The organism is Nocardioides sp. AN3 (genome assembly GCF_054653495.1).
Map to the genome: position 1 here is coordinate 42,080 of NZ_BAAIGC010000033.1, position 13,515 is coordinate 55,594.

A 13,515-nucleotide genomic window follows, 5' to 3' on the forward strand; every position below is an offset into this window, starting at 1 on the left:
TACGGTAGACCCGGGGTATACCCCCCATGAGAGCCGCATCCGTTAGGTGTTGGAGGTCGCCAGATGAGCAGCTGCGAGGCGTGTGCAGAACCTGGGCATGGTCCCGGGGACTGTGCGAACCGAGTCCTGCCGATGTGTGCGCAGCGCTGCACGTGTCGGCACGGAGCACCTGAACCCGACTCCGCGCCGTACTGGACGGCGATGAACCGGGCCGCGAGCGCGACCGGGGGTGCGGCATGACGTCGATGGCTACGGCGCAGTGGCGGCCGGCGCTGCAGCAGCGGCGGTTCAGGCACGACACCCTCGTCGCCGTCGACCTGTTCTCCGGCTTCGGCGGCCTCACCCAGGGCATCGCCCACGCAGGCTTCGACGTGATCACCGCGGCGAACCACAACGAGTACAAGGTCAAGGTCCACGAGGCCAATCACCCCACGACCGAGCACTGGATCGCTGACCTCGTCGACACCGACTCGCCCGCCTATCACTCCGTGCGGGAGCTACCCGCTGGGGATCTCCTCGCCGCTGGCGTCAGCTGCGTCAACCACTCGCCCGCGAACACGAAGAGGGCTTACGAGCAGGGGCTGTCGCTGTTCGACCTCGAGGACCCGGACTATGAAGCACGGGTCACCCGCTCCGAGCGCGACCGAGCCACCGCTAACTGCGTCCTGCACTACGCCGCCATGCACCATCCGCGGCTGATCCTCGTGGAGTGCACCACCGAGCTTGCCTCGTGGGGTCAGCTCGTCCCAGGGAAGCGGAAGATTGGCGACGGGTCGACCTACCGCTGGTGGCTCAAGCAGTTCGATCTGCTCGGCTACAACCACAAGGTCCTCTACCTGAACTCGATGTTCTTCGGGGTCGGCCAGTCCAGGGATCGCGGCTACTGGGTGTTCTGGGACAAGAAGTTGCCCACCCCAGATCTTGAGCACCGTCCGGAGTCCTGGTGCGACCACTGCCAGAACGTCGTCGAAGCCGTGTGGTCGTGGAAGACCGGCGTCCCGCCCACCGGCTCGGTCCGGTACGGCAAGCAGTACAACTACCGGTGCCCCTCGTGCTATCGCGAGGTCATCCCGCCGTTCACACCCTCGCTCGACGCGCTCGACCTGTCGAACCTGGGTACTCGGATCGGCGATCGGGACAAGCCGCTCGCGGCCGCGACGATGGCGAGGGCCGAGCGTTGCCGCCAGCGGTTCGCCGAGTTCCCCGCGGTCTTGATGCCCGCGAAGTCGCAGCGGGGTTCCGAGCGGCAGCCCTGGCAGCCGATGGCCACCCAGACCAGCCAGCAGGAGACCGCGGTCCTCTCGACCGGAGCGCTGATGGCCGCCGCCGGCAACACCTTTGAGTGGCCCGGTTCGCAGTGCCGCAGCCGCGACTTCTCCCAGCGTCTGCCGTCGCAGACCTCGACGAACGGCACCGGCCTGATCACGCCGCCAGTCGCGATGGCGATCGACAACTACCAAGGGGTACCGCGCGGCGTGGACGAGCCCCTGCCCACCCAGGGCGGGTCCGAGACGATGGGCTTGCTCTCGGCCGGGGTGATGCCATACCGCCGGCACACCACACCCACCTCGCACAGCGAGGCCATGCCGACGGTCACGGCTGACCAGATCCCCGGCCTGCTCACCGCGGCGGGCACGATCAAGAACAACGGGTCGATCCTCGAGGCGAAGTACCGGGCACACCCGGTCTCTGACCCGCTGGGTGCGCTCACCGCCGAGCCGACTCAGGCTCTGCTGTTCTCCGGCTGGTACAAGCAGAACGGGTCGACCGGCACCGAGACCGCGCCGCACCCGGTCACCGATCCATTCGGGACGCTCACCTCACGCGACACCACCGCGATCCTGACCGCTGAGTGGCGCGACGCGCTGGCCGACCTCGCGCTCGAGGACTGCTACTTCCGAATGATGTACGACCACGAGATCGGCCGCGGCTGTGGCTTCGACGTGGACTTCGCCGGCTACGAGGGCACGTTCCAGGTATGGGGGTCGGCCCGCGACAGGGTCGACGGCTACGGCAACGCCGTCTCACCTCCGGTCGGCTGGTGGATCAGCAATCGGCTCCGTGCAGTCCTGCACAACGAGGAGGTGGCAGCGTGATGAGTGTCCAGAAGCTCTCCAGCAGCACAACGCCGGCGCACCAGGTCAACACCGCCGAGGCCCGTGCCACGTGGAGGCGGGAGCAGAAGCACCTCGGCGCTGCCTGTGACTTCCCCGGGTGCGATCGCCACGCCGAGCACGGCGTACGCATGTGCGAGTACCACGCGATGGTCCGACTGGCCTCGAACGGCTCCTGGGTCAACGACACGCACGCCGATGGGGGGCACGGCTGATGTGCTACCGAGAGACCGCGCACTACGTCGTCCTGTGCGACCGCTGTGGCCTGGGAGCACCGGAGGGAACGGGCTGGTGGACGCCGACGCACGCCGACCGGGCCGCCCTCGAGGCCGGATGGGAGATGACCGCGACCGAGCACCTGTGCCCGACGTGTGCCATCGCGGATGTGACCGAGGACGACGCCGGAGCCGTTACTCAGGAGCGGCCGGCGTTGCCGCCGGCCACTGACACCTCGACGCGAGCGGATTTCTGCCGGCCGGCGTCCTCGACCGGCGCCGTCCGGTCGTGGGCGCAGACGCGATGACCAACTCAGACCGGAGTCGGAGTACCGCATCGAGTGCTCGACCAGCGACGGGAGGACGGCGATCCCCACTTCACCGAGATCGGCTTCGGCTCCTCGAGCAGCCGGCCGGCCATCAAGCAAGGGATCGAGCCATGGATGACCGAGCCGTGCGGTGAGTCCTGAGATCGTTACAGTCGGCGGCATGCAGCCTGCCGATGTGACCGCCGCGTCAGCCGAGGTGGTGACGGAGGTGCTTGGCGACCCCGCCGGGTTCCTCACGGCCGCTGCGGAGGCCGCGCCCGGCTGGTCGGCGCGGTACGGAGGCCCGGAGGGCGTCGCGCAGCTGACGAGCGTCCTTCACGATCACCTGGCGCAACTCACTCAGACCAATGCGGCACTGCGGACCGCGACCGTGGTCTACCTGCGAACCCACCCGCAGATGTCACTGTTGACGATCGCGCGGCTGCTTGGTGTCACCAAGGGCGTCATCCAGAAGGTCATGCGCCGGGCTGAGGAGGATGCAGCCGATGGACAGCGACCGTTCGCGCATCTGGAGTCGCCTAGCGGCTGGGAAACCTGACACGAGCCGTGGCCAGACGATGACCGCCTGGAGCGTTGCCGGCGAAGTGTTCATGTGGCTCGTTTGAGCGGCGCGGATCATCGGACGGTGAGGAGTTGGGCCCAGTTGGTGGTGCCGGCGGGGGAGAGCCGCTCGCGGCGCATGTCCCATCGCTGGCGGTCCCGTAGCCCGCTGGGACCCCAGCCGAGGGCACTGCGGCCGTATCGGGCGGCGAGCTCGTCGACGGCGGCTGCGAGCCGGAGCCGAGACGGCGTTTCGCCGGGCCATAGCTGTGGGGCGGCGCCGGCAGGGGAGAGGCCGGTGAGCAAGATCCCGGCGCGGTTGTAGGGCCAGTTCTCCCGCATCTTTGGCAGCACCGCGCGGGCGCTCGTGATGAGCCTGAGCGGGTCGCTGGTCGGAGGGTCGAAGGCGACCGCGGCGGTGTGGTGGGCGACGTCGTCGCGGAATCGGCTGCTGCTGATCCAGACCTGCATGAGGGCGGTGTCGAGGCCGTGGGCGCGTAGGCGTCGGGCGGCCGCGGCTGCGTACTGCGCCAGCACGCTCCGCATCTCAGCCGAGGTGCTCACCGTGGCGCCGAGCATGCGGGAGTACATCAGCTGCTGGCGGTTCTTAGGGGTGAACCCGACGGGCATGCATGGCACGCCGGCGAGTTCGCGCGCGGTGCGCTCGAGGACGACCGACCAGCGGCGTCGTAGGACGCCGGCGTCAGCGGTGGCGAGGTCGGCCGCGGTGTGGATGCCGAGACCGGCGAGGCCGGCGGTGAGGCGCGACCCAATGCCCCACACCTCCGAGACGGGGGTGTTGGCGAGGAGATCTCCAACGTCGCAGGGCGGCCAGGCGGTGAGGTCGACGAGCGGCCGCCCGATGGCCTTGGCGTGCCGCTGGGCAACCTTGGCGAGGGTCTTGGTCGGCCCGATGCCGGCTGCGGTGGGTAGGCCGGTCCATTGGCGTATTCGGGCCTGGAGCGTCTCGGCGGCCACGGCCGGGTCGGTACGGGGGAGGCCGACGAAAGCTTCGTCGACAGAGTAGGTCTCGGTCGTGGCCGAGATGGTGGCGACGGTCTCGTGGAACCTGCTGGAGAACGCGCCGTACTCTTCGTAGTTGCTCGACTTGGCGACCAGGGCGGCCAGATGGGGCTTGTCGCGGAGCTGGAACCACGGGTCGCCCATCTGCACTCCTAGGGCCTTGGCCTCGTCGGACCTGGCCACTGCGCAGCCGTCGTTGTTGGACAGCACGATGACGGCGCGCTCGCGCAGTGACGGGTCGAGGACGCGCTCGACGGAGACGAACATCGAGCGGACGTCGACCAGTGCGAGTGGTGGGGAGGCGTTGGCAGTGCCCCAGGTGCAGCGAGTCATCGGCTACCTCGCGGCGGTGCGGCGCTCGCGTTCCCCGGCGGGGCCGAGTGGGAGGTGATGCAGCAGCACGGTGGCGACCCCCCAGGGTTCGACGTCGGCAGTGAGCGGGACCTGCTCGAGGTCGGTGACCAGGACGGCGATTCCGTCGATGACGTCGAAGCGGCCGAGACGGCGCTCGTGGTCGAGGAGGACCACAAGAACGCGTCCGGGCGCGGGGGAGAGGGCACGGTCGACCAGGAGCTCGTCGCCGGCCCGGATGCCCATGCTGGCCAGCGCGTCCGAGCTGACTCGCAGCACAAAGGTCGAGGCCGGCCGGCGCACCAGGTGACGGTCCAGAGAGATCTGGCCCTCGAAGTAGTCCTGGGCAGGGTTGGGGAACGAGGCGGTCGTCTCGACCGCCATTCCCCGCGCGGTCGAACGTATGTTCGACATATCCGCAGAGTAGTCGCCCTCGTCGAGTCGGGACGAGTCCACCGCAGCAGCGGGCGTAGCGCGTGGCGCAGAGCACGCGCTTCCCACGGCGGGTGTGGAGGCGTCGCCCACGCAAGGTGGGGGATGAGTGCGCTCAGTTCGTACGCTGAATGAATGGCGACCCGCTGGGAGCCGATGCTCGCCAAGCCCGCAGCCAAGCTGCCGGCGGGGGCGAGCATGCCCGGCGGTACGAGGTGGGAGCCGAAATGGGACGGATACCGGGCTGTCCTCGAGCGCACCAGCGCCGGGTGCCAGGTCTGGTCACGGAACGGAGCAGCCCTGACAGCAGGGTTTCCCGAGATCGTCCAGGCGGCCCACGAGCAACTGGAGCCGGGCACGGTGATTGACGTCGAACTCGTCGTGTGGCGGGATGGGCGGCTCGACTTCGGCGCCCTGGCCCCACGGCTGGCCTACCGCGGCCACCGGCGGCCGCCGGCGAACCTGCCGCCATCCTCGCTTCTGGCCTTCGACCTGCTGGTCGCAGACGGCGTCGACATGCGGGCCAGACCGTTGCGCGAGCGCCGGGCGGCGCTTGAGCAGTTGGCGGTCTCGTGGCGGCCGCCACTGCAGCTCACGCCGCAGACCGCGGACCCCGCCGAGGCACAGCGCTGGCTCGAGGAGTACGCCGCCGCCGACGTGGGCGTGGAGGGTCTGATCGCCAAGGGAGCGAACCAGCGCTACCAGCCTGGGCAGCGGGGATGGGTGAAGTTCCGCATCCGCAACACCCGGGAGGCCACGGTCGGGGCGGTGATCGGCCACGTCGACCAACCGATTCGGCTGATCCTCGGCCTCCGTGACGACACCGGCACGTTGCGCGTGGCCGGCGCCACCCATCCGCTCAGCTCCGGAGAGTCGGCCGAGCTCGCCGCGGTCCTCGTCAGCACCGATGACCACCCATGGCCGGCCGAGCTCAGCACCCGTCAACTGGGCCGGTTCAGCCGCGAGCCGGTCGCGATCACTCGTGTGGTCCCCACGGTGATCGTCGAGGTCGAGGCGGACACGGCGTTCGAGTACGGCCGCTGGCGCCACCTGACGCGCTACCGCCGGCTGCGCCTGGACGTCTCCAGTTGAGGATCGACGCTCAGCGGTCGACTCGGAGCCACAAGATGCGCCAACCCGGCTGCAGTCGCTCGCGAATCTGCCCGAGGGCATCGTCGTAGGTCTCTGCAGTTGCCGAAAGATAGTCGGTGTCCAGCTCGTAGCCGCCGCGGTGGTCAGGAGGGACTTCCTGGACGGCGGCCGTCATCGTGAGCACGGCCGAGAGCGTAGAGCCGTGGGCCGACACCCGACCCGCCGCCGGCGGAGGAGCGCGAGACGGCAACGTGTGTCGGCCGGGTGCCGTACCTTCTCGCCATGGAAAGTCAGGGCCGCGAGTCGATCCGGTTCACGCTCAACGGCCAACGCTATGAGCTGTCCCGTGAGGACGTCGGGGCACGGCTTGCCGACGTGGCGCCTGATGCGATCCGAAAGCACGCCGTGCGGGTCAACGGCGCCTGGTTCCCGGTCATCCAGGCGTTCGAGGTGGCCACTGGCATCCCACGTTCGGAGTTCATGTCCAACACAGCCCGCCGCCACCTCGCAGCGCTCGGCTACGAGATCTCCGGTCAGGTCGAACGGCGGAACCCGATCCCGACACCTCCGCCGCCGACGGCTGCGCAGGTCGCTCGACCACGTCCGCAGGACCTGGTGGAGGCAGAAGCATCGACGGGCGAGTGGCACACCGAGGCCAACGTTCAGGCCGCGCTGGTGACCGCGCTGGCTGGGGACGGGTGGCGCATCCTGTCGGTGGCCAACACCGCCACGAAGGAGCACGGCATCGACGTGATCGCGTCCCGCGACGGCAGGACGGTCGGCGTCGAGGTCAAGGGGTTCCCCAGCCGCAACTATGCCGACCCCGCGCGCGCAGGAGAGGCCAAGCGGACGAGCCCGAGCACCCAGGCGGGCCACTGGTACTCCCAGGCTGTGCTGGCCGCGATGCGACTCCGTGGCAAGGAGCCGGGCTGGGGCAGCGTCATCGCTCTGCCGGACTTCCCGCGTTACCGCGACCTGCATGCCGAGACGGCCGGATCGCTCGCCGCGGCGCAGATCGAGGTCTGGTGGGTGGACGAGACGGGCGCGGTGCAGCGACCGTGATCGAACCGCGGTGGTACCGCCGGCCCCAGGGAGAGGGCGTAGTGCTCCGGAAGGCGCCGCTGCTGGCCAGCTGGAACAAGTCGACCGACCCCGACCAGGTGCGGCTCCGCGAGTACCTCGAGGACACTGCACAGCTGGTGACGCCCCACCGGACGCCCGACGGCCCGTGGGCGCTGCTGCTTGAGGTCGGCCTGCCGACAGGGCGCGACTTGGTCGACATGGCTGACCTGGACAACTACGCCTTCCCGCTGGCCACCCGGCTACGGGACGAGGACCTGGTGACGGTGTGGTGCACCAAGCGGCACGCCGACACCTCGCGCGTCCTCGTCGCACCGGCACATGAGACCACCGGACCCAGCACCTACACGGTCCGCACCACCGCCTCGGCCACCACGACGGCCTACAAGGAGCAGGTCCGCTCCGCGGTTGTCGACGCAGCGGCGATCCCTGACGGCCCCGTGCAATTGCAGCTGGCGTTCGTCGTCGGTCCAAAGCGCAACTGGCTGACTCTCTGGAAGCCCACGATCGACGCCCTCGACCCGCTGCTGGGCCGCACCCGAGAAGACCGCGACTGGCACCCGCGGGACGGCAGGATCACCGACCTCGGTCTTCATGTCGCCGTCGACCCCCTGCTAGGTCACGACATCGTGGTCGGCATCGCCGCGGCACCGGCCACGGCTCCCTCGTGCCCTTGACGGCGCAGCACGCCGGGCGGGCTGTGATCTACAGCAGAGCGGGCCGGGTGCGGTAGACCTGGACCTGGTCGCGCAGCTCACAGCTGGCGATCGCCAGACCGGCGTACGCCGCGGCCGCGGCCGCGAGGTTGAATGACGACGATGGTGCGCACACAACGTCGGAGGCGCTCAAAGTGCCTTCCTCCATGCGGTCGGCAAAGGTGTCGGCCGCGGCGGCCGCGTCCGCTGCGTGCTGAGTGATCCCCGCTGGCACGGGCTTACCGGCCCCGGACACGAACGCCTCCCACACGAAAAGCTCTGCGTCGCCGGCCAGCCACGGCTCCGGCCGGGTCGTGCATCGTAGTGTCGGCTGCGCCGAGGCGACCCGTTCAAGCACCCACGCCATCTGCACCAGTCCGGTGGCCAGTGCGCCGCTGCCCGCGCCGGCGGACCACGGTCTGGAGCGACCCTCGACGGTCTCACCCTGGCGGGCCTGTCCCAGCGTCCTCCAGCCGTCGACGGATCCGACCGGGCTGACCGGGACCATCAGCGGAGCCTCGAATCCGAGAGCGACCGGCGCTCCCGCGTTGATCGCCTCGAGAACCGCGAGGGCCGCGCCCTCGGGGTGGGTGCCGCCCTCGCCGACCGGGCGTCGGCCGGGTAGATCGAGGGCTGCCCAGGCGAAGTTGCTCCGTACGGACCCGACGTCGACGGCGACGACTCGCGGTGCCATCAGCGCATCATCTTCTTCGCGGCTGAGGTAGTCGGCGCCAGCGAGCCGTCGTCGAGCAGGACGAACGCGGCTATCCCCGCCGTCTCTGCCCAGGCCCTGGCATCGGCGGTGTAGCCGGACCGGGAGAAGAACGCTCCCTTCTTGCGTGCGTGGGCCGCCGCGCCGTGGAGCTGCTGCAGTTTGGGCCGCCCGACCGGCGTGGCCTCCCATTTGACCTGGGCGAGGACCTTGCGGGCGATGACGTCGACGCCGGCGTCCTTGCCGGTGGGGGTCACCTGGGCGTCGTTGAAGCCCATATGCCGCAGCCACGCGCAGGCTGCGGCCTCGGCCTGTTGCCAGCTGCCGATCGGCGCGGCCCGCTTGCGCCCCAGGAACCCGGTTCGTCGAACCACCGGGACGGCGGGGGATCCGTCGGCGGCGGTGACGCGGCGCGCCCGCTGTTGGCTGGCTCGTTGGCCTTCGACGACGGCATCGAGCTCTGCCCACCGGTGGACGAGGTCGACGACGGCCTGGAGGGCGCGAGGTTCGCCGCGGAGCCGGGCGACAGTGGAGCGGGCTGGCTGGTCGTGGAACAAGGTGAGCTCGGTGCCGCGCAGGTCCCAGCCCAGCGACCCCCGACCGACGGCCATGGTCGGTCGGGACTTCGCATCGGCCCCGACTGCGATGAAAGTGATCTTCGTTCCGGTGCCGACGACGACGACCTCGCCGCCGGGCAGCGATGGATGAAGGCTGAGCTGAGTGGCTTGGACCAGGCACTGCGCTTTGGCGGACCCGAGTGAGCCGAGGACGGCGTCTGCGACTGGTCCCGTCGCTGGTGGCGGCAGGGGACTGGCTTCGTACGCGGCCTTGGTCTTGGGTGAGGTGCTCAGGTCGAGGACGACGGCGCGGACCGGTCGGGCGTCTGCGGGCAGCCGCAGTGCTTTGAGCAGGGCCGTGCGTTGCTCGGGCCGGCCGACCAGGCGCAGAGGCGTTGAGGAGCTGCCGTCGGACAGACGTAGTACGCCTTTCACTGTCCGGGTGTGCTCGGTGACCTGGACGCTGTGGCGGACCATCCTGCGAAACCGATCGCTCAGCACGGTCCACGACAGCAGGCGTCCGGAGGTGACGGCGACGAACACGTCCCGGGAGCCGTCGGTAAAGACGTCGAGGTAGAGCACGAGCTCGTTCGCGTCGAGCTCGGCCAGCAGGCGGCGCCACACCCGCGAGGTAGGCAGTGCGAGAGACGCAGCCCGCGTGGCGGAGTCCCACGCTTCACGGGTGCGTGGATCGGTGCTGACGTCCATCGCTGCGGTCACGAACCGCTGGGGTAGTCGACGCCGAAGTGGTCGGCGATCACCTCGGTCGTCTCGCATCCCCAGTTCCGACGGTACGTCACCGGGTCGTGGTCGTCGGCGCCGACGTCACACACTCCGGAGCCGGACCCGCAGTCGCGGTGCAGGGCGATGAGCTTGCGGGCCAGAGGGTCGTTGATCGCGTTGAGGCGCCGCATGGCATCGACCCACCTCGACACGGGCACGGGACCGTCGTCCGACACTTCGTGCACGACGTCCGTGTGCCACGCCTCGCTGGCCTCCTCGTCGTACTCGTGGCGGCTCATCAGCGCATCCCGAAGAAGGACGTGATCCGGTCGATCTGCTTCTGGTCCAGCAGCGATGGCCGGCATGCGCCGTAGGCATTGGTCAGATCGATGACGAGTTGCCGGGTCTGGTCGAGGCTGAGATCGACGGTGGTGGCCTCGCCGTCGGTGCTGGTGATCTTGAGGTCGACCCGTTGGACGTCCTCGTCGACGTACCGGGCGTGAGCACCGATCTTCTTGGCCCGTACGGTCTCGCTGCGCTTGAACAAACCCACGGGTGCATCGTGGCACGCAGCGGGCCTCACTAAGCGGGGAACAGCGTCACGAGAAGAACGTCGGCATCGCTCGGTCGATCTTCTCAGTCAGGTCGTCGTGCACCGATCGTGGCCAGCCGAAGTAGGAGGTCACGTAGGACAGAGCGTTGTAGAACGCCATCACTGCCGCTGAGGCTTGGCGTTCCAGGAAGTCGAGGTCGAGTTTCAGGTAGGCGACAGGATGTCCGGCGGCGGGGTCGTCGGTCCATGCGCGCAGCTGCCGGGCGGGGTAGAGGGTCGGATGCGTCATGTTCGACAGGAATCCGTAGATCCCAAGCGCAGCGCGGTCGCCGACGCTCGATCCTCCCGCCTTCTGTGCGAGTGCGTACATCCAGGCGACGGTGGCCTCTGGCCCGAGCAGAGTCTGGTCCTGCAGCGTCCACTTTCCGAGCGTTGCCGTGTCGGCGCTGGGGAAGCGGGCGAGGATCTGGCGCTTCAGGGTCTTGTAGTCGTCGTTGGCCTGCATGTGGATGGGACCGCTCTTCGCGCCCAGCCGGCCAGCGTTCATCTTGGCCTGCTCGGCGCTGAGGAGCTCCTCGAGGTAGGCGCGGGCGAGCCGGTTCTCGGACGGCTCCGTGGGGTCGTCGCCGAGCACCCACATCGCGTGGGCGCAGTTCTCGATCGTCGCCCGGATGAGTGCTGCCGGCGGGAAGAAGACCTCGCCGCTCGCGTAGAGGCTCGCGAGGCCGCCGAGGTGGCCGCTCGCGGTCAGTAGGTAGGTCTGGGCGACTTCGGCGATCAGCCGGTGACCGGTCTCGCCGCGCGGATCGGCGATCGCTGGGTCGGGGGAGGGGAGTTCGGCGGCTGCGCGCGCAGCGACGGAGCCGAGCTCGGGGCTCCAGTGAAAGCGGTCGGCTGTTTCGAAGAACGCTGCCCGGCAGTCAACGAACAGGTGCGCGAGCTCGACCAGACGGTCGTCAACGTCGGCGGGGCTGTGCTGCCAGAAGGCCACGCGGGCAGGGTACGTGAGGCCGACTCCGCAGGCCCACGGGATTGTTGGGGCCGTCCGGAGACGGGCCGGACCCGCTTCAGACTCGTGGAGTCTGCGAGCCGGAGCGCGTCACCAGAGCCGAGGTTAGTGTGGGTCGCCGGACGATCGGGAGGTGCACGTGACGAGTCGGGCGGCTGTCGAGGAGGCACTGCGGAGCGCGGCGAGTGGGGCGCACGTCGACCGCGATGCGCCGGCGGGTGAGCAGGTGAGCTTCGAGCGGGGTGCTCTGGATCGGGTGGTCAGGCTCTTCCGGGAGACCGGCGGCGAGGATCGGGTGATCAGCGCGTGGAACCAGGTGCTGCGTGAGTTCATCACCGCGGGCGCCGAGGCGGGCAAGGGCAGCCCTGCTGCTGCCCGTCACCTCGACGCAGCGCTGGCGCTGTTCGCGCTGAAGGATCGACTGCGAGGTGGCGGACCCAGGCAGTACCGGATGGGACCCGGCGGAGAGCTTGAGATGGTGGGCCAGGAGGACGTCGACCCGCTCGACGACCCGTGGCTCGCCGAGCGCAACGCCTAGCGACGCGCCGTGTCGATCACCGCCAGCGCCGAGGCGCCGGCGTTATCCGGACACCTCCGCAGGGCTGTGAATAGCATCTGTCGGGGGGGTAAGCCCATCCTTCGCGAGGCTCGGGGCGTTCCGTGCCCCAGGGTCAGGAGGCGATGGTGAACAACGAGATCGAGTTGATCAGTGACGGTGATGGTCTCGCCGTCATCGGGGACCCGGTAGCGGTCGAGCGGTTCCTCGTGTCTGAGGGGCTGGCCTCGAAGGATCTCGAGTTGCCCCGCCTCCGCTCCGTGCTCGGAACCGGTGCCGCGGCTGCACAGGCGGGGTCAGAGATCGCCGCCAACTCGGGTCGCTGGGTGAAGCTGACTGAGAAGTCCGCGCAGGCGATGAAGAAGTACCGGCTGATGAAGGGGTCGAGCCCCGGTGTGAGCCGTGCCGTCTTGACCCAGAACGGCAGGAGCAAGGGATTCCTGGAGGTGGTGAAGACGCCGGGATCGCTGCTCACCAACCCGTCGGTGCTGGCCGGCACCGCGGGCATCATGGCGCAGCTTGCGATGCAGCAGACCATGGAGGAGATCACCGACTACCTCGCGACGATCGACGCCAAGCTCGATGACGTGCTCCGCGCTCAGGAGGACGCCGTGTGGGCGGACATGATCGGCGTGGGCTTCGATATCGACGAGGCGATGACCCTTCGCGAGCACGGAGGCCGGGTCAACGAGGTCACCTGGTCGAAGGTTCAAGACTCGTCGGCCACGATCGGGCGTACCCAGGCGTACGCCCTGCGCCAGCTAGACGCGTTGGCCGAGAAGTTGGAGCGCACGACGAAGATCAGCGACCTCGCGAAGGAAGCCAAGCAGGCTGAGTCCAAGGCACAGGGTTGGTTGGCGGTGCTGGCCAGATGCTTCCAGCTACAGGACGCGATTGCCGTGCTCGAACTCGATCGGGTGCTAGACGTAGCACCGGATGATCTGGACGGACATCGCCTGGGCTTGAAGGCTGCACGGCAGAAGCGGTTGGACACGATCTCTCGCTGCACGGAGCGGTTGATGGCGCGGCTAGATGCCGCTGCAGGGGCCGCCAACACCAAGGTGCTGCTGCATCCGACCAAGTCGCCAGCGGTCGTCGCGTCGACCGAGAAGGTCGCGAGCGCCGTCGCCGGCTTGCATGCGCCGCTCGGGATTGAGTCGGGGCGCGAAGCGGTTTCGGCGAGGAGATGGGGCGGCGCAGCCGCGGAGGTCAGAGATCGTGCGCTGGAGACCGGCGCCGCGGGAGTGCATGCCGCGAGGCGCCGCGGAGAACAGACTCTCGACCGGGCACGGCTGGCGAAGGACAAGGCCTCCAGCAGGCTCGAGGACCGTACGTTCCGTCGACGGGGCGCCGACGACGAACACGACTAGTCCCTGAGCCGGGCTCGCTGCAGCAGCCTCGCCCTTGCAATGGCTGGCCTCTACAGCGACGAGCAGCGTGTCGCGTCCATTCGCCGATGACTGCGCCCGCGCTAGGGCTCGGCTCCGAACTCAGTTGCGATGATTGCCAGTGAGTCGAAGCGGCGCCGGCGGGC

17 protein-coding genes are annotated in these 13,515 nt (G+C 69.2%); 9 read left to right on the forward strand and 8 right to left on the reverse strand.

Translation table 11 applies throughout. The features are described 5' to 3' along the window. Nucleotides 1-236 precede the first annotated feature (236 nt). The 4 genes from ACYQ1K_RS23895 to ACYQ1K_RS23910 all read left to right on the forward strand — a co-directional run bounded on the left by ACYQ1K_RS23895 (nucleotide 237) and on the right by ACYQ1K_RS23910 (nucleotide 3,196). A complete protein-coding gene (locus ACYQ1K_RS23895; RefSeq protein WP_459985898.1) occupies nucleotides 237-2,096 on the forward strand; it encodes a DNA cytosine methyltransferase in 1,860 nt (619 codons plus the stop codon). After that, nucleotides 2,096-2,329, forward strand: a complete 234-nt coding sequence (locus ACYQ1K_RS23900; RefSeq protein ID WP_459985899.1) for a hypothetical protein — start codon at nucleotides 2,096-2,098, stop codon at nucleotides 2,327-2,329. Before ACYQ1K_RS23895 ends, ACYQ1K_RS23900 begins: the two co-directional genes overlap by 1 nt. Continuing rightward, the gene (locus ACYQ1K_RS23905) at nucleotides 2,329-2,637 is read left to right on the forward strand and encodes a hypothetical protein (protein WP_459985900.1); all 309 of its coding nucleotides are present in this window, start codon (nucleotides 2,329-2,331) and stop codon (nucleotides 2,635-2,637) included. Before ACYQ1K_RS23900 ends, ACYQ1K_RS23905 begins: the two co-directional genes overlap by 1 nt. A gap of 181 nt (nucleotides 2,638-2,818) precedes the next feature. Further along, nucleotides 2,819-3,196, forward strand: a complete 378-nt coding sequence (locus ACYQ1K_RS23910) for a hypothetical protein (protein WP_459985901.1) — start codon at nucleotides 2,819-2,821, stop codon at nucleotides 3,194-3,196. A 77-nt stretch (nucleotides 3,197-3,273) separates the two neighbouring features. On the opposite strand, the gene ACYQ1K_RS23915 is transcribed toward ACYQ1K_RS23910, so the two are convergent. Both ACYQ1K_RS23915 and ACYQ1K_RS23920 read right to left on the reverse strand, forming a co-directional pair. Beyond that, the gene (locus ACYQ1K_RS23915; protein WP_459985902.1) at nucleotides 3,274-4,554 is read right to left on the reverse strand and encodes a Y-family DNA polymerase; all 1,281 of its coding nucleotides are present in this window, start codon (nucleotides 4,552-4,554) and stop codon (nucleotides 3,274-3,276) included. Nucleotides 4,555-4,557: 3 nt separating this feature from the next. Further along, nucleotides 4,558-4,986: a LexA family protein gene (locus ACYQ1K_RS23920; RefSeq protein WP_459985903.1), complete on the reverse strand. Its 429-nt coding sequence runs from the start codon at nucleotides 4,984-4,986 to the stop codon at nucleotides 4,558-4,560. Between the two features lie 153 nt (nucleotides 4,987-5,139). Between ACYQ1K_RS23920 and ACYQ1K_RS23925 the strand changes: the two genes are divergently transcribed. Further along, nucleotides 5,140-6,096, forward strand: coding sequence for an ATP-dependent DNA ligase (locus ACYQ1K_RS23925; protein WP_459985905.1), 957 nt, complete (start codon nucleotides 5,140-5,142; stop codon nucleotides 6,094-6,096). A 10-nt stretch (nucleotides 6,097-6,106) separates the two neighbouring features. On the opposite strand, the gene ACYQ1K_RS23930 is transcribed toward ACYQ1K_RS23925, so the two are convergent. Next, a complete protein-coding gene (locus ACYQ1K_RS23930) occupies nucleotides 6,107-6,280 on the reverse strand; it encodes a hypothetical protein (protein ID WP_459985906.1) in 174 nt (57 codons plus the stop codon). 98 nt (nucleotides 6,281-6,378) lie between these two features. Between ACYQ1K_RS23930 and ACYQ1K_RS23935 the strand changes: the two genes are divergently transcribed. Both ACYQ1K_RS23935 and ACYQ1K_RS23940 read left to right on the forward strand, forming a co-directional pair. Then, on the forward strand, nucleotides 6,379-7,158 hold the full coding sequence (locus ACYQ1K_RS23935; RefSeq protein WP_459985907.1) for a hypothetical protein: 780 nt from the start codon (nucleotides 6,379-6,381) through the stop codon (nucleotides 7,156-7,158). A gap of 41 nt (nucleotides 7,159-7,199) precedes the next feature. Further along, nucleotides 7,200-7,853, forward strand: coding sequence for a hypothetical protein (locus ACYQ1K_RS23940; RefSeq protein WP_459985908.1), 654 nt, complete (start codon nucleotides 7,200-7,202; stop codon nucleotides 7,851-7,853). 28 nt (nucleotides 7,854-7,881) lie between these two features. On the opposite strand, the gene ACYQ1K_RS23945 is transcribed toward ACYQ1K_RS23940, so the two are convergent. Genes ACYQ1K_RS23945 through ACYQ1K_RS23965 form a run of 5 tightly spaced genes read right to left on the reverse strand, consistent with a single transcriptional unit; the run spans nucleotide 7,882 to nucleotide 11,407 of the window. Further along, nucleotides 7,882-8,565: a hypothetical protein gene (locus ACYQ1K_RS23945; RefSeq protein ID WP_459985909.1), complete on the reverse strand. Its 684-nt coding sequence runs from the start codon at nucleotides 8,563-8,565 to the stop codon at nucleotides 7,882-7,884. Beyond that, a complete protein-coding gene (locus ACYQ1K_RS23950; protein WP_459985910.1) occupies nucleotides 8,565-9,860 on the reverse strand; it encodes a restriction endonuclease in 1,296 nt (431 codons plus the stop codon). The genes ACYQ1K_RS23945 and ACYQ1K_RS23950 overlap by 1 nt, the downstream gene beginning before the upstream one ends. Continuing rightward, the gene (locus ACYQ1K_RS23955; RefSeq protein ID WP_459985912.1) at nucleotides 9,857-10,162 is read right to left on the reverse strand and encodes a hypothetical protein; all 306 of its coding nucleotides are present in this window, start codon (nucleotides 10,160-10,162) and stop codon (nucleotides 9,857-9,859) included. The genes ACYQ1K_RS23950 and ACYQ1K_RS23955 overlap by 4 nt, the downstream gene beginning before the upstream one ends. Next, entirely contained in the window at nucleotides 10,162-10,416 is a 255-nt protein-coding gene (locus ACYQ1K_RS23960; protein ID WP_459985913.1) for a hypothetical protein, read from the reverse strand. The genes ACYQ1K_RS23955 and ACYQ1K_RS23960 overlap by 1 nt, the downstream gene beginning before the upstream one ends. Before the next feature lie 46 nt (nucleotides 10,417-10,462). Then, nucleotides 10,463-11,407 (reverse strand): hypothetical protein, encoded by a 945-nt coding sequence (locus ACYQ1K_RS23965; protein ID WP_459985914.1) that lies wholly within the window; start codon nucleotides 11,405-11,407, stop codon nucleotides 10,463-10,465. Nucleotides 11,408-11,564: 157 nt separating this feature from the next. On the opposite strand from ACYQ1K_RS23965, the gene ACYQ1K_RS23970 reads away from it, so the two are divergent. Beyond that, nucleotides 11,565-11,963 (forward strand): hypothetical protein, encoded by a 399-nt coding sequence (locus tag ACYQ1K_RS23970; protein ID WP_459985915.1) that lies wholly within the window; start codon nucleotides 11,565-11,567, stop codon nucleotides 11,961-11,963. 146 nt (nucleotides 11,964-12,109) lie between these two features. Further along, nucleotides 12,110-13,351 (forward strand): hypothetical protein, encoded by a 1,242-nt coding sequence (locus ACYQ1K_RS23975; protein WP_459985916.1) that lies wholly within the window; start codon nucleotides 12,110-12,112, stop codon nucleotides 13,349-13,351. The last annotated feature ends 164 nt before the right edge of the window (nucleotides 13,352-13,515 follow it).

What these genes read in the sequence shown, in the direction of transcription:
- ACYQ1K_RS23895 (WP_459985898.1), top strand. Translation starts at nt 237, where the DNA reads ATGACGTCGATGGCTACGGCGCAGTGGCGGCCGGCGCTGCAGCAGCGG.
- ACYQ1K_RS23900 (WP_459985899.1), top strand. Translation starts at nt 2,096, where the DNA reads ATGAGTGTCCAGAAGCTCTCCAGCAGCACAACGCCGGCGCACCAGGTC.
- ACYQ1K_RS23905 (WP_459985900.1), top strand. Translation starts at nt 2,329, where the DNA reads ATGTGCTACCGAGAGACCGCGCACTACGTCGTCCTGTGCGACCGCTGT.
- ACYQ1K_RS23910 (WP_459985901.1), top strand. Translation starts at nt 2,819, where the DNA reads ATGCAGCCTGCCGATGTGACCGCCGCGTCAGCCGAGGTGGTGACGGAG.
- ACYQ1K_RS23915 (WP_459985902.1), bottom strand. Translation starts at nt 4,554, where the DNA reads ATGACTCGCTGCACCTGGGGCACTGCCAACGCCTCCCCACCACTCGCA.
- ACYQ1K_RS23920 (WP_459985903.1), bottom strand. Translation starts at nt 4,986, where the DNA reads ATGTCGAACATACGTTCGACCGCGCGGGGAATGGCGGTCGAGACGACC.
- ACYQ1K_RS23925 (WP_459985905.1), top strand. Translation starts at nt 5,140, where the DNA reads ATGGCGACCCGCTGGGAGCCGATGCTCGCCAAGCCCGCAGCCAAGCTG.
- ACYQ1K_RS23935 (WP_459985907.1), top strand. Translation starts at nt 6,379, where the DNA reads ATGGAAAGTCAGGGCCGCGAGTCGATCCGGTTCACGCTCAACGGCCAA.
- ACYQ1K_RS23945 (WP_459985909.1), bottom strand. Translation starts at nt 8,565, where the DNA reads ATGGCACCGCGAGTCGTCGCCGTCGACGTCGGGTCCGTACGGAGCAAC.
- ACYQ1K_RS23955 (WP_459985912.1), bottom strand. Translation starts at nt 10,162, where the DNA reads ATGAGCCGCCACGAGTACGACGAGGAGGCCAGCGAGGCGTGGCACACG.